A 13,157-nucleotide genomic window follows, 5' to 3' on the forward strand; every position below is an offset into this window, starting at 1 on the left:
CAACAACTGGGGGTTCCGTCAGGCGACAGGTCCGCGCTCCCGGGGGATGCGTTCCCCCGCCTCGACCGCCACGGGCAGTCGGTTCTCGGCCGGCGGCAGCGGGCAGGTCGCGAAGTCGGTGTACGCGCAGGGCAGATTGGTGGAGCGGTTGAAGTCCAGCACGACCGCGCCGTCGGGCGCGGGCGAGTCCGCACTGAGCTGGCGGTTGGCCGCGTACGTGGTGACACCCGAGGTCTCGTCGGTGAACAGCACCGTGAGGCTGCCGGGTGTGAACCCGTTGAACGCGGTCAGGCTCAACTCCTGTCCGTCCAGCCGGAAGACGATACGGCCCGGAGCGTCGTACACGTGACGAAGCCCCTCCACGGACGCGCCGACCGTGGTCGGTCGCGGCTCGTCGAACGCCTCGTAGCGGCCCGTGACCACCCAGCGCGGATCGGGAGTGTACGCGGGCGTCCCGGTGAACGCGGTCCGCAGCGGGTGGTCGGGGTGGCGCGGCCGGACCACGTCGTGGCCGCCGCGCTTGGCGACCTCGATCACGGTGTCCTTCCAGACGGCGTTGACGCCGCCGCGCTCCGGAATGACGCCGAAGAGGTGCCGCCCCCGCACCGCCGTGCCGTCGACGACGAGTTCCGTCTCGTCGTCGAGATCGACGGTGACGCCCTCGGGCCCCGTCGACCAGGTGCCGGGCGTGCCAGGGAAGCTCTGCGGCTCGGCGGAGAGCCAGTGCAGACCGGTGACCGCGAGGAAGCCGTGCTCGGCGGCGAGCCGGGCGTCCTTGTCGCGGTGCCACTCCTCCCATTCCACGGTGAAGCGCGCCGGATCGGGAGAACCGGCGGTGTCGGCGCTCTCGTACAAGTCGTTGTCGACGCTCATGCGTCTCCTCCTGCTGATGCGGATGGTGTGTGCGCGGCCGCGTGTCGACTGCCAGAAATCCGGAAGGCAAGGCGGGAGGAACGGGCCGCAGGGCAGGACGAGGCCGTACGAGTGGCGTCCAAGAGCCGTTCGGGGTGAGCGCGTGGCTGTCCGGACGCCGGGTCGAGGCCTCGATGTCAGCCGGAACAGGCCATGGTCGTGACGCGCACGTAGTCCACGTGTCGACGCATCACGAGAAGGCTCATGAGTCGAGCAAACCACAACTCCGGTGCGGTGCACCAGAGTCCCCCATGGCTACCGACCAGAAGTGGCCAGCAGCGCGCCCAGCTCCGCGTACGGGTGTGCCTCGTCTCACCTCGGGGCGGGGCGGGGCGGGGCACACCCGTATGGGCGATGGCGGTTCTCCTGTCAGGCTCCGGCCGAGGCCGACGCCGAGGACTGGGTGTCCGCGGCCGCCCGGAACAGCCGCCGGAGCCGTACGACCCCGAGGTCGTGCTGGTAGAGGTTCTCCTGCTGGTCGGCGTCCGCGGGCATGGCCTCCAGCATCACGCGGTCCTGCTCCAGGACCTCCCAGTGCCGCTTCTCGATCAACGTCCGGTACAGGAAGCGCCAGGTCGCGCGCTGCCAGTCGGCGACACGGCGGTAGCGCCAGAAGAAGACCCCGCTGCGCTCGGCGTCCACCGGGCAGACCATGCCCACGATGCCGAAGGGTCCGCCGGGACCGGCCGACGGCGGGTACGGGATGGACAGGTCGACCCAGTCCACACCGGTACGGCACAGCTCGACCCAGTCGAAGTTGACGCCCCGCTGGTCGGTCTTCTCGAAGAAGTAGCCCCGGTCGGTCTCCCGGATACGGAACTTGGCCGTCGTGTCACCGTCGAACATCGTGTGCGACTCGGCGTGGAGGAAAGCGCCGTGCATCGGGTCGAGGAGGTTCTCCACGGCGTACCGCCAGGGCACGTCCCATTCGGCGTAGCAGAGGAACGCGTCCACTTCCGGGTCCGTCAGCGGCTCCGGCAGTGTCAGGTCCACCGGCTCGGGGTGTTCCTCGTCGCCGAAGTAGGCGAGGATCGCGCCGCCGACCTCGCGCACGGGAAGCGAGGTGACGAGCTTCTTGCCCTCCAGGTTGCAGCCGGGCAGCCCGGGGACGGAGGAGACCGTCCCGTCGGTCTCGACCTCGACGCCGTGGTACCAGCAGGCCACCCGGTCACCGAGGTGCTTCCCGAGCGACAGGGGAGCGCCCCGGTGGGGGCAGCGGTCGGCGAGCATGGAGAGCCCGCCGTCGGAGCGGCGGAACAGCAGCCACTGTTCGCCGAGCGCGGTCACCTTGCGCATCGCGCCCGGGGCGACGAAGCGGGAAGGGACGACGGGGTGCCACTGGTTGCGCAGACCGGTGGCGTAGATGTGGTCGGCGGTGGCGGTGGGCGACAGCGTCACGTCAGGCTCCCAGTCGGTTCATCTCGGCGCGGAAGGACTCCTCGGTCCACGGCGCGCCGTCGGCGGCATGGACCTTGCGGGCGTTGAGCCCGCGCACCACGTCGGCCATCTCGTGACCCTCGTGGGTGAAGACCTCTTCGAGGGTCGCCGCGAGCTTGTACTCATAGGCGGTGGGTTCGTGCGTACGGGACTGATGGACGTCCAGGTACGGCCAGGCGCCGCTCGTGGGGTCGGTCACGATGTCTCCTGAGAGTGCGGGGGGATCAGGGTCAGGGTCACAGGTCGAGGACGAGCCGGCCGGAGGCGCACCGCGAGACGCAGATCATCATCGTGGCGCCCGCGGCCCGCTCCGACTCGCTGAGCAGGAAGTCGCGGTGGTCCGGCGTCCCGTCGAGCACGCGGGTCTCGCACGAGCCGCAGATCCCGTCGCGGCAGGAGCTGTCGACGCCGATTCCGGCGCTCTCCGCGGCGTCGAGGATCGAGGTGTCCGCGCCGACGCTGAGAGTGAGGCCGGACTTGCGGCACTCCACCTCGAACGCCTCGTCGTCCCCGGTGCGTTCGACGACCGGGGCGGCGAACCGCTCGAGCCGCAACCGGCCCTCAGGGCACCGCGCCTCCACGGCCGCAAGCAGTGGTTCGGGGCCGCAGGAGTAGACGAGCGTGCCGTCGGAGAGCCCTGACAGTGCCGCGTCCAGGTCGATGTGGCCCGACTCGTCCTGCGGAACGAACGTCACATCACCGCCGAGCGCGGTGAGTTCGGAGACGAACGCCATCGACACCCGGCTCCGGCCGCCGTAGACCATGCGCCAGGGAGCCCCGCGCCGCGCTGCCTCCCGGGCCATCGCGAGAAGCGGTGTGATCCCGATGCCGCCCGCGACGAACACGTAGGCGTCGGCGTCCTCCAGGACGAAGTGGTTGCGCGGCTCGGAGACCGCGACGGTCTGGCCGGGACGGAGCGTCGTGTGCACGTAACGCGAACCCCCGCGTGAGGAGGGCTCGTTGAGCACACCGATGCGGTACACACCCACGTCCTGCGGGTCGCCGCACAGGCTGTACTGGCGGACGTGGCCGCCGACGTGGACGTCGATGTGGGCGCCGGCCGTCCAGGCGGGCAGGGGCTTGCCGTCGGGGTCGGAGAGTTCGACGGACAGGACGCCCTCGGCCTCCCAGGTCATACGGCGGACGATCAGCCGCAGCGTGTTCTCGCTCATGGTCTGGTGCCTCCTTCCGGTGAGGGAGCGGTACGGGGTGGGCTACTGGCCCGGGATCCGGACCGGCGGGGTGAACGGGGTCTTCATCGGCCCCAGGGCCGTGAGGTCGACCTCGACGAGCGTCGGCCCGTGCGAGGCCACGGCCTGGCGGATGACGGGATCGGCGTGCTCCTCGGCGGCGATCCGCAGATAGGGCAACCCGCAGGCGCGCGCGAGGAGTTCGAAGTCGGGGGTCGTGAGGTCGACGCCCGAACGGCGTTCGCCGTAGCGGTCCTGCATGTTGCGCAGCACGCCGTACCCGCCGTCGTTGAAGACGATCAGGGTGAGCCGGGGCCGTTCCTGGGCGAGGGTGAGGAGTTCGCCGAGGTGTACGGCGAGTCCGCCGTCACCCGCCATGACGACCGTCGGCGCGTCGGGCCGGGCGAGCGCCGCACCGATGCCCATGCCGAGGCCCTGCCCGATGCCGCCGCCCCGTGGGAAGACGTTGTCCCGCGTGCCGTACATCTCCAGGAGGCGGTTGCCCCAGCTGCTGGAGGCGATCGTGACATCGCGTGCGACGACCGCCTCGCGGGGCAGAGCGGCTCGGATGGCGTCGCAGATCGCGGCCTGGGGGCCGATGGAGGTGTGGAGCGCCTGTCGTACCTCGCTACGGACGGAGGCGACGCGCTCGCGCCAGCCGTCCTCGGCGGGCCGGGCGTACCCGGCCAGACCGGCGAGAGTGGTCGTGGCCTCGCCATGCAGCGGGTGCGTGACCGGGTACACGCGGCCGAGCGCCGCCGCGTCGACGTCGATCTGGATGTGCGCGGTGGGGAGACCGAGCGTGTAGTCGGCGGTCTCGTTGGAGCGGAAGTGCGTGCCGATGGTGACCAGCACGTCCGCGTCGGCGAGCAGGGCCCGCACGGCGGGGGCGGTGGCGAAGTTGCCGATGACCTGCTCGTGGTCCTCGGGCACCGTGCCCCGCCCGGAGTTGGAGGTGAGCAGTCCGGCCCCGGTCGCCTCAAGGAGGGGGGTGAGTTGGTCGCGGGCGCCGGCGGCGCCGCCGCCCGCCCAGATCAGCGGGCGGCGGGCCGAGGCCAAGAGGGTCCCGGCGGCCGCGAGTTCACCCGCCGTGGGCGCGGGACGGACCCGTGCGGGAAGCTCCGCGGGGGCGTCCGTCTGGGCCGCGTACTGGAGGTCGATCGGCCACTCGACGCTGGCCGGACCGCCCGGCGCGGCCAGGGCCGCCTGCGCCGCCTCGCGCAGGATCCGCCCCGCCTGCTCGGCGTCGGGGACGCTCGCCGCGTACGCCGAGACGGCGGCGAGCATGCCGAGCTGGTCCTTGGTCTCGTGGATGAACCCCCGTCCGCTGCCGAGGAATTCGCTCTCCACCTGGCCCGTGACGTGGAGGACGGAGCTGCCCGCGCTCAGCGACTCGATCAGCGAACCGGCGGCGTTGCCGGCACCCGTACCGGTCGACGTCAGCGCGCAGCCGATCGAGCCGCGGGTCCTTCCGTAGGCGTCCGCCGCGTTGACGGCGGAGGCCTCGTGCCGCACGGGCACGAACCGCAGTTCGCGGTCGACGGCCTCGACCAGCGGCAGGTTGTGCACGCTGACGATGCCGAAGACGGTGTCGACGCCGAGCTCGCGCAGGACGGCGACGAGGAGGTCTCCTCCGTTGTCGTAACGCATGGTGTCTCCTCAGAGGATGGAGCGGCCGACGCCGCCGCAGACGTCGATGCCGGTGCCGGTGATGTACGAGGCGCGGGGCGAGAGCAGGGTCACGACCGCGTACGCGACCTCCTCGGCCCGGCCGAGGCGGCCGAGCGCGATCCCGCGGTCGGCGGCCAGTTCGGCCTGCCAGTCCTCGTAGCTCTCCCCGGTGCCGGCCGCGGCGTGGCGGCGGGTCCACTGGCCGGTGTCGATGAGCCCCAGGCACACGGAGTTGACCCGGATGCCGTCGCCGGCCAGCTCGATCGACAAGGACTTGGAGAGGTTGAGGATGCCGGCGCGTGCGGCGCTGGTGGTGATCAGACGGGTCTCGGGCTGCTTCGAGAGGACCGCGTTGATGTTGACGACGCTCGCCGCGTCGGAGGCGGTGAGGTACGGGCGGGCGGCGTGCAGCGGGTTGAGGACCCCGGCGAACTTGAGTTCCAGCTCGTCCCGCCAGTCCTCGGGCGTCGCGTCGTCGAGCCCCTTCATCCGGGACTGCCCGGCGTTGTTGACGAGCCCGTCGACGCCCCCGAACTCCTCGGCAGCGCGGCGCACGAATCGGGCGACCGCGTCACGGTCCCGTACGTCGCAGACCTCGGTCATCAGCCGGTCGCGTCCGGCACCGAGCCCGGCGGCGGCCTTGTCCAGCCGGTCGGCGTCACGGCCGCAGGTGGCCACGCGGGCTCCCTCGTCGAGCAGGGCGCGGACCGTGGCCAGGCCGACACCCGAGCTGCCGCCGGTGACCACGATCGTGCGGTCGGCGAGGCCCAGATCCATCACTCATCACTCCTACAGGTCGGTCCCACAGTTCGGTCCCACAGGTCGGTCCTACAGGTCAGTTCATGGTGAATCCGCCGTTGACGGCGATCACCTGTCCGGTCAGATAGCGGGACTCCTCACCGAGCAGGAAGGAGACGATCCCGATGAGGTCCTCAGGCTGCTGCGGCCGGGAGACCGCCCGGTTCGCGCGGTAGAGGTCGTGCCGCTCGGCCGGTACGGTCTCGGTCGCCTCGCCCTCGGTGAGACCGGGGGCGACCGCGTTCACGGTGATCCCCTTGTCGCCGAGTTCACGGGCCATCGCCCGGGTCAGCGCGATGACCGCGCCCTTGGAGGCGATGTAGTGGGCCAGGCGCGGGGAGCCGTAGAGGGCGGCGTCCGACGCGATGTTGACGATCCGGCCCGGAGAGCCGAAGAGGGGATACAGAGCCTTCGACACCAGCCAGGGACCGCGGGCGTTGACCGCCATCAGCCGGTCCCACACCTCGATATCGATGTCCTGGAACTCGTTGCCGCCGACTCCGTTGGCGAGCGCCGCGTTGTTGACGAGTCCGTACAGCGGTCCGGTCTCGCGCACGGCCGCCGCGAGCCCGTCCACCGACGCGGGGTCGGCGACGTCGCAGGGTACGAAGCGGGCGTCGACGCCCTCCGCGCGGAGCTGCGCGGCGGCCCGCTCTCCCCGCTCCCTCTCCAGCTCGGCGACGACGACCCGGAAGCCGTCCTCGCCGGCCCGGCGGGCCATGGCCATGCCCAGGCCACGGCCCGCCCCGGTGACGACGACGACCTTCGGGTCAGTCACGGGTGACACCGTGCATCGGCGAGTACTCGGGGTACGTCGGCACCTGCGGCTTCTGCGTGCCGATGACGACGCAGAACAGGGCGTCGGTGTCGCCCTCGTTCTTGAGCGAACGCGTCACGCCGGCCGGGACGACGATCATGTCGCGGTAGCCGAGCGTGCGGTACTCGACCTCGTCCGGCCCGCGGTGGATGCCGACCTTGACCTCGCCCTCCAGGACGAAGAAGGCCTCCTCGACGTCGTGATGGGTGTGGGCCGGGCCCTCGGCGCCGGGCGGGAGCAGCATGTTGGAGAAGGTGAAGCCGCCGGACGGGATGATGCGGTTGTCGCTCTCGTGGTTGCCGGTGGCGCCCGAACCGACGTAGCGGATCTGGCCGCGGCGGTACTGCGGGCCGGCCTTCTCCTGGAAGGACAGGGTGCCGAAGTCCGCCACACGGGAGGCCTTGGTGGCGATGAGCGAGTCGGTGTACGCGGCGAGGTCGCCGCCGTCGTCGTACGCGGTGGTGGTCAGAGGCATGGGAATCGGCTCCTATTCGGGGATGCGTGCGGTGATGCGGAGGTGGGAGAGGACCCAGGCGTTGAAGCGCCCGGGCTGCTCCTGATTGGCCAGGTGACCGGCGTCCTTGACGATCACGAAGGCGGTCCTGCGGAGGGCTCCGGCGATGGCCTGGCTCGCATCGATGCCGGTGACCCGGTCCTGGTCGCCGCAGAGCACCAGCGAGGGCGCGGCGACCGAGGGCAGTTCGGCGCGGAGGTCGGCCGAGGCCATGGACTCGGCGGCGTACGCGTAACCCGGTAGCCGCACCGAGCCGGCCATGGTCTCCACGACCCGCCGGACCAGTTCGTCCGGGGCGTCGGGCGACACCAGGCGCGGTCCACGCGCCTCGGCGAAGGCGCGCGGGCCGAGTTCGGCCAGCTCGGTGGCGCGGGCCCGCATGCCCGCGGCCTTCCCCTCGTCCGTACCCGAGCCGGGGCTGGAGTCGGCGACGATCACCGAGGCGACGAGGTCCGGGTGGCGTGCGGCGAGCCGCAGCGCGATGACGCCGCCCCAGGAGACACCGAGCACATGGCCGCGTCCGCCGCGCTCCCGGATGAGCCCGGCCGCCGTGTCCGCGAAGTCGTCGAGGTTGAGAGGGACTTCGGGGTCGGGCGACTTGGCGTATCCGGGGGCATCCCAGGCGACGACCCGCGCGTACGACGAGAGTTCGGCGAGCTGCGGTGCGAACGCCGCCGACGACGAGCCGATGCCGTGCAGGCACAGCAGGAGCGGACCGTGGTCGCCAGCCTCCTCGACATGCACGTCGACATGCGCGTCGACGCGGCCGCTCACAGGATCTGCCCCGTCCGCCCGGCGATCGCGGCGAGGCTGCGCAGCACCGCGTACGGCACGACCTGGCTGGTCGCGGGGTTGTCCGCGTCCGGTACGTGCTCCATCTCGAAGCGGTACGCCCCGTGCGGGCCCGACGCCTCGATCACGTGCCGCGTGCGGTGCGCCGCCGGGTCGGCGACGACCTGGACCCGCACAGCGTCCAGGTCGCCGACGGCGAGCGCGACGGAGGCGGCCACGTTCGTCGACCGGGGAAACTTCACCGGGACCTCGCGCGCGGTGCCGGACATGACCTCGACCGGACCGGTCGCCGTGCGCATCCGGAGGAGCAACTCCTCGCTCATCCAGGGCTGTTCGAGCGTCGAGGGCAGCTTGGTGGTGGTCAGCCGGACATCGTCCACGGGACCGAGGGACCGTACGGCCTGGAGCAGGTCGAGACCCCCCACCGCGCCGCCCGTGAAGTACACCCGGCCCGGGTCCGCAGCGAGCAGCCGCTTCGCGAGGTCCTCGTCGGTGAGCGCCCCGGTCGAGGCGACCAGCAGATCGGTGCCGGAGGCGAGCACCCGCTCGCCCCACTCCCGTACGACGCCCTGGCCGGCGGCCTCCACGATGAGGTCGCAGAGCTCCAGCGCCTCCTCGAAGGTGACCTGAGGGGCGGGCGCCGCCTCGCCCAGCGGACGGTTGTCGACGACGCACACCAACTCGGCGCCGCTCACCTCCCCTTGCGTGAGCGCGGTGCCGACGACGCGGCCGATCGCGCCCCAGCCGACGATGCCCACCTTGCGTACGGTGCTCATGCGATGTCCTTCCGGGAGTCGGTGACGGTGGCGTTGGCGGTGATGGTGGGAGTGGGAGAGGAAGTGGGCGCGAGCGGGCCCGGGTCCGGCGTGCCCGCCATGTGGCAGCGGATCTCCTTCGAGGGCGGCCCGGCCGTCCCCCACAGGTCGGACAGCTCCGGCACGCGGCGCCAGACCCTGGCGATCCAGGCGTCCTCGACGATCTGGGCCACCTCGGAGGTGTACTCGCAGACAAGGCCGGACGGATCGGTGAAGTAGGAGAAGGTGTTGTTGCCCGGGCCGTGCCGGCCGGGGCCCCACTGAGGGGTGATGCCGTGATGGCGCAGCCGCCCCAGGCCCCGCATGAAGTGGTCGACCGAGTTCATCTCGTACGCGACGTGGTTGAGGGAGGTCCACTCGGCCTGGTTGAAGGCGATGCAGTGGTGGTCGGCGTTGCAGCGCAGGAACGCCATCTGGTGCTCGGACCAGTCGGAGACGCGCAGCCCGAGGACATCGCAGTAGAAGGCGACTGCCGCGTCGATGTCGGTGGTGTTGAGCACCGCGTGGGTGACGCCGACGGGTACCGCGCCGTCCCGGCCGCGCGGGGCGACCGCCTCGACCTGGGCGCTGATCTCGATCAGGCGCCCCTCGGGGTCGGTGAACCGCAGTCCGTAGCCGCCGCCCGCCTGGTCCAGCGGACCGGGGCCGAGTAGGGGGACGATGCCCCGGGCTTCGAGGCGCCGCGCCGCCTCGTCGACCTCGGCGGGGGTGGCGACGGAGAACGCGATCCGGCCGAGGCCCACGCGCTCGCTCTCGGTGAGGTGCAGGACGTGGTGCTCGTCGCCGGTCCCGCGCAGCCAGTGCGCGCCGGTGTCGGACTCGACGGTCTCCAGCCCCCAGACCTCCTCGTAGAAGTCGGCGGCCTCGGTGAAGGCGGGCGTGTGCAGCTCGACGTAGCGCAGGGAACGGAGCCGGGCGATCGGACCGGGCGGTGTGCGGTGCATGAGTCTCTCCAGAGGGGCGGGCATGCCGGGTCAGTTGGCCCAGGGAAGGGGAGCGTCGGAGGTGCCCCAGTACAGGGACTTCTGGCGCTGGTAGGCGCGGATCGCGTCACGGCCCTTCTCCGTCCCGAGGCCGCTCTCCTTCCAGCCGCTGAACGGGGTGGCGGCGCTGAACTGCTTGTACGTGTTGATCCAGACGGTGCCCGCGTCGATCCGGCGGGCCAGCCGCCAGGCCGCCCGCGCGTCGCGGGTCCAGATGCCGCAGGCGAGCCCGTAGACAGAGTCGTTGGCCTGGCGGACCAGGTCGTCCTCGTCGTCGAAGGGGAGCGCCACGAGGACCGGGCCGAAGATCTCCTCCTGGCAGGTGCGGGAGGAGTTCGGCAGGCCGTCGAGGACGGTCGGCAGGTAGTACGCGCCGTCCCGGTAGAGCTCACCCTCGGGCTCGGAGCCGCCGCACAGCACCCGCCCGCCCTCGGACCGGGCGAGGTCGACGTAGGAGGCGACGGCGTCGCGGTGGCGGTGGTGCACGAGGGGGCCGACCTGGGTGGCCGGATCGGTGCCGGGTCCAACCCGCAGTTTCCGGACGCGCTCGACGAGCTCGCCGACGAAGGAGTCGTAGATCTCGCGGGCCACGAAGAGCCGCGAGCCCGCGATGCAGGACTGACCGCTGGACGAGAAGATCCCGAACAGCACACCGGCCAGGGCCTGTTCGACGTCGGCGTCGGCCCGGACGATGGTCGGTGACTTCCCGCCCAGCTCCAGCGAGGCGGGGATCAGCTTCTGCGCCGCGATCTCGGCGATCGAGCGGCCCGTCGAGGTGCCCCCGGTGAACCCGATGCGGGCCACGAGAGGGTGGCGTACGAGGGCGTCACCGACCACCCGGCCGCTGCCGGGGAGCACGGACAGCAGCGCGGTGGGCAGGCCGAACTCGTCGAGCGCCCGGGTGATCAGCCGGCCGAGGGCGAGGGAGACCAGGGGCGTCCAGGCGGCCGGCTTGAGGAGGACCGCGTTGCCGGCGGCGAGGGCCGGGGCGATCTTCTGCGCGTCGCTGGCGATGGGGGAGTTCCAGGGGTTGATCGCCCCGACGACACCGATCGGCTCGTGCACGCTCATCGTCAGGTACGCGCCGCGCGGCGGGGTGAGCGAGTCCTCGGCGGTCTCCAGGGCCGCCGCGATGTACCGGAAGGTGCCCGCGGCGCTGAGGGCGAGCGCCCGGGTCTCGGCGAGGGTCTTGCCGGTGTCGGCGGTCTGGAGGGCGGAGAGCTCACCGGCAGCCTCCTCGGTCAGCTCGGCGATCCGGTGCAGCAGCCGGGCGCGCTCGTGGGGGAGGAGGTCCCGCCAGGCCGGGTCCGCCACCGCCTCCGCGGCGGCCTCGGCCGCTTCGGCGACCTCCTCGGCCGATGCGGAGTGGACGGTGGCGACGACCCGTCCGGTCGCCGGGTCGACGGTGTCGACCGGGTCGCCGGCACCGCGCCGCCACTGGCCCGCAATCAGGATGTCGGTGGGGAACTGAGGCACGGCGGGACCTCCGGTGAGGCGGCGGACAAAGGGACTTCGGGCGAGAGGGTCTTGGGACGGGACTCTCGGATTGCCGAAGCGCTTGAAATCTAAGGGCTTAAATATCTCGGCGCAAGGGTCGAGGGTGAAGTCGTTACTGTGGTGTCCCTGAGCGGGGCGTCGATCGCGCGGAGTGTCGACGACGATCAGGTAACGGGGAGATTCCTAAGCCCTTAACCATTGACCCCTTAGGTAGTGCCCCTTACTGTCTCGGCAACTCCTCTGTTCGCGGAAGGACTCCCTCCATGACGACTGTGGCCGGCAAGCCAGGCCTCGGCTCCGTAGCCGCGCGACTCGAACGGCTGCCCCACTCGCGCTGGCACGTCAAGGTCCGCTTCCTCATCGGCGCCGTCACCTTCTTCGAGGCGTTCGACCAGCTCCTCGCCGCCTCCGCGCTGCCCGTGCTGATGAAGGAATGGCACCTGACCACGGGCCAGGCCACCCTCGCGGTGACCTCCGCCTCCATCGGCATGCTCATCGGCGCCCTGGCCGCCGGATGGATGGGCGACCGGATCGGCCGGGTGCGTACGGTCGCCCTCGGCGTCGCCGTCACCGGTCTCGCCAGCCTCGCCGTCGCCTTCTCCGGCAGCATCGAGACCTTCTCGCTCTTCCGGTTCGTCCAGGGCCTCGGCATCGGCGGAGTCGTGCCCGTCGCCGCCACCTACATCAACGAGATCGCCCGCTCCGACAAGCGCGGCCGCTTCGTCCTGCTGTACGAGATGATCTTCCCCGCCGGCCTCGCCGCCGCGACGCTGGTCGCGGTGTGGGTGGTGCCCAACCTCGGCTGGCGTGCGATGTTCGTCATCGGCACCCTTCCCGTACTGATCGCCGCCCTGCTGCCCCGCCACGTCGCCGAATCGCCGCGCTGGCTCCTCTCCCGCGGGCGTACGCAGGAGGCCGAGGAGACCCTCGCCCGCATCGAGGCGGAGGTCGCCCGCGCCACCGCGCAGCCGCTGCCCGCGCCGAGCGCGGACGTACGCGAGGAGTCCACGACCCCGGGGCGCTGGGGCGACCTCTTCCGCGGGCGCTATCTGCGGCGCACGGCGGTCCTGTCCGGCCTCTGGTTCGTCGCCTACTACGTCAACCACGGCATCTCGACCTGGCTGCCGTCCCTGTACACGAAGCACTTCGGCCTCGACCTGACCACGGCTCTCGTCTACACCCTGCTCAGCAATGTCACCGGCCTGCTCGGCACCCTGGTCGTCGCGCTGCTCGTCGACAGGATCGGCCGCAGGCCCGCACTGATCGCTGCGCTCACCGGCGGCATGTTCTCCCTGGGGGCGCTCGCCCTTGCGGGCGCGACCTCGGGTGGCCAGGTCGCCGTCTTCGCGTCCTGCACGACCTTCTTCCTCTACGCGATCAACGCGGGGCTCTACCTGTACTCGCCCGAGCTGTACCCCACCGCCAACCGGGCCAAGGGGGCGGCCTTCGGCGGCCTGTGGAACCGCCTCGGAGTCATCATCGGCCCGATCACCGTCGGCGCGGTCATCGCCGGGGGCGGCAGTCTCTCGGTGGTCTTCGCCCAGCTCGCCGTGGTCGCCGCGGTGGGTGCGGTGATCGCCTGGTTCGCGGTGGAGACGAAGGGCAGGACGCTGGAGGAGATGAACTCCTGACGTACCCGCGCAGCAGCTCACGGTACGCCTGTGCGTCCGCAGTGTCGGAGTGGTGTGCCGCGGCGCCGGCGGGGGCGGCGTCCGGCGGGCCCTCGTGCCC

The 13,157-nt window shown here is 71.6% G+C and carries 13 protein-coding genes; 1 reads left to right on the top strand and 12 read right to left on the bottom strand.

The window, feature by feature from the left end; translation table 11 throughout:
* Window positions 1-18: 18 nt before the first annotated feature.
* The 12 genes from ACFWRO_RS35065 to ACFWRO_RS35120 all read right to left on the bottom strand — a co-directional run bounded on the left by ACFWRO_RS35065 (window position 19) and on the right by ACFWRO_RS35120 (window position 11,405).
* Entirely contained in the window at window positions 19-873 is an 855-nt protein-coding gene (locus ACFWRO_RS35065) for a DUF1684 domain-containing protein (RefSeq protein ID WP_384518097.1), read from the bottom strand.
* Window positions 874-1,281: 408 nt separating this feature from the next.
* On the bottom strand, window positions 1,282-2,310 hold the full coding sequence (locus tag ACFWRO_RS35070; RefSeq protein ID WP_384518100.1) for a Rieske 2Fe-2S domain-containing protein: 1,029 nt from the start codon (window positions 2,308-2,310) through the stop codon (window positions 1,282-1,284).
* Window position 2,311: 1 nt separating this feature from the next.
* Window positions 2,312-2,548 carry a recombinase-like helix-turn-helix domain-containing protein gene (locus tag ACFWRO_RS35075; protein ID WP_384518103.1) on the bottom strand — a complete coding sequence of 79 codons (237 nt, stop codon included), beginning with the start codon at window positions 2,546-2,548 and terminating at the stop codon, window positions 2,312-2,314.
* Between the two features lie 37 nt (window positions 2,549-2,585).
* On the bottom strand, window positions 2,586-3,521 hold the full coding sequence (locus tag ACFWRO_RS35080) for a PDR/VanB family oxidoreductase (RefSeq protein ID WP_384518106.1): 936 nt from the start codon (window positions 3,519-3,521) through the stop codon (window positions 2,586-2,588).
* A gap of 42 nt (window positions 3,522-3,563) precedes the next feature.
* Window positions 3,564-5,189 (bottom strand): thiamine pyrophosphate-binding protein, encoded by a 1,626-nt coding sequence (locus tag ACFWRO_RS35085; RefSeq protein ID WP_384518109.1) that lies wholly within the window; start codon window positions 5,187-5,189, stop codon window positions 3,564-3,566.
* A 9-nt stretch (window positions 5,190-5,198) separates the two neighbouring features.
* Window positions 5,199-5,987: an SDR family oxidoreductase gene (locus tag ACFWRO_RS35090; protein ID WP_384518112.1), complete on the bottom strand. Its 789-nt coding sequence runs from the start codon at window positions 5,985-5,987 to the stop codon at window positions 5,199-5,201.
* A gap of 58 nt (window positions 5,988-6,045) precedes the next feature.
* Entirely contained in the window at window positions 6,046-6,786 is a 741-nt protein-coding gene (locus ACFWRO_RS35095; RefSeq protein ID WP_384518115.1) for an SDR family oxidoreductase, read from the bottom strand.
* The gene (locus ACFWRO_RS35100; protein WP_384518118.1) at window positions 6,779-7,300 is read right to left on the bottom strand and encodes a cupin domain-containing protein; all 522 of its coding nucleotides are present in this window, start codon (window positions 7,298-7,300) and stop codon (window positions 6,779-6,781) included. The genes ACFWRO_RS35095 and ACFWRO_RS35100 overlap by 8 nt, the downstream gene beginning before the upstream one ends.
* Before the next feature lie 12 nt (window positions 7,301-7,312).
* The gene (locus ACFWRO_RS35105; RefSeq protein WP_384518121.1) at window positions 7,313-8,113 is read right to left on the bottom strand and encodes an alpha/beta fold hydrolase; all 801 of its coding nucleotides are present in this window, start codon (window positions 8,111-8,113) and stop codon (window positions 7,313-7,315) included.
* Window positions 8,110-8,907, bottom strand: coding sequence for an aspartate dehydrogenase domain-containing protein (locus ACFWRO_RS35110; RefSeq protein WP_384518124.1), 798 nt, complete (start codon window positions 8,905-8,907; stop codon window positions 8,110-8,112). The genes ACFWRO_RS35105 and ACFWRO_RS35110 overlap by 4 nt, the downstream gene beginning before the upstream one ends.
* On the bottom strand, window positions 8,904-9,890 hold the full coding sequence (locus tag ACFWRO_RS35115; protein ID WP_384518127.1) for a VOC family protein: 987 nt from the start codon (window positions 9,888-9,890) through the stop codon (window positions 8,904-8,906). Before ACFWRO_RS35115 ends, ACFWRO_RS35110 begins: the two co-directional genes overlap by 4 nt.
* A 30-nt stretch (window positions 9,891-9,920) precedes the next feature.
* Window positions 9,921-11,405: an aldehyde dehydrogenase family protein gene (locus tag ACFWRO_RS35120; RefSeq protein WP_384518130.1), complete on the bottom strand. Its 1,485-nt coding sequence runs from the start codon at window positions 11,403-11,405 to the stop codon at window positions 9,921-9,923.
* 284 nt (window positions 11,406-11,689) lie between these two features.
* Here ACFWRO_RS35120 and ACFWRO_RS35125 point away from each other — a divergent pair, with 284 nt between their 5' ends.
* Window positions 11,690-13,057 carry an MFS transporter gene (locus ACFWRO_RS35125; RefSeq protein WP_384518134.1) on the top strand — a complete coding sequence of 456 codons (1,368 nt, stop codon included), beginning with the start codon at window positions 11,690-11,692 and terminating at the stop codon, window positions 13,055-13,057.
* The last annotated feature ends 100 nt before the right edge of the window (window positions 13,058-13,157 follow it).

The sequence above is a fragment of the Streptomyces sp. NPDC058579 genome, assembly GCF_042718575.1.
Lineage (GTDB): Bacteria > Actinomycetota > Actinomycetes > Streptomycetales > Streptomycetaceae > Streptomyces.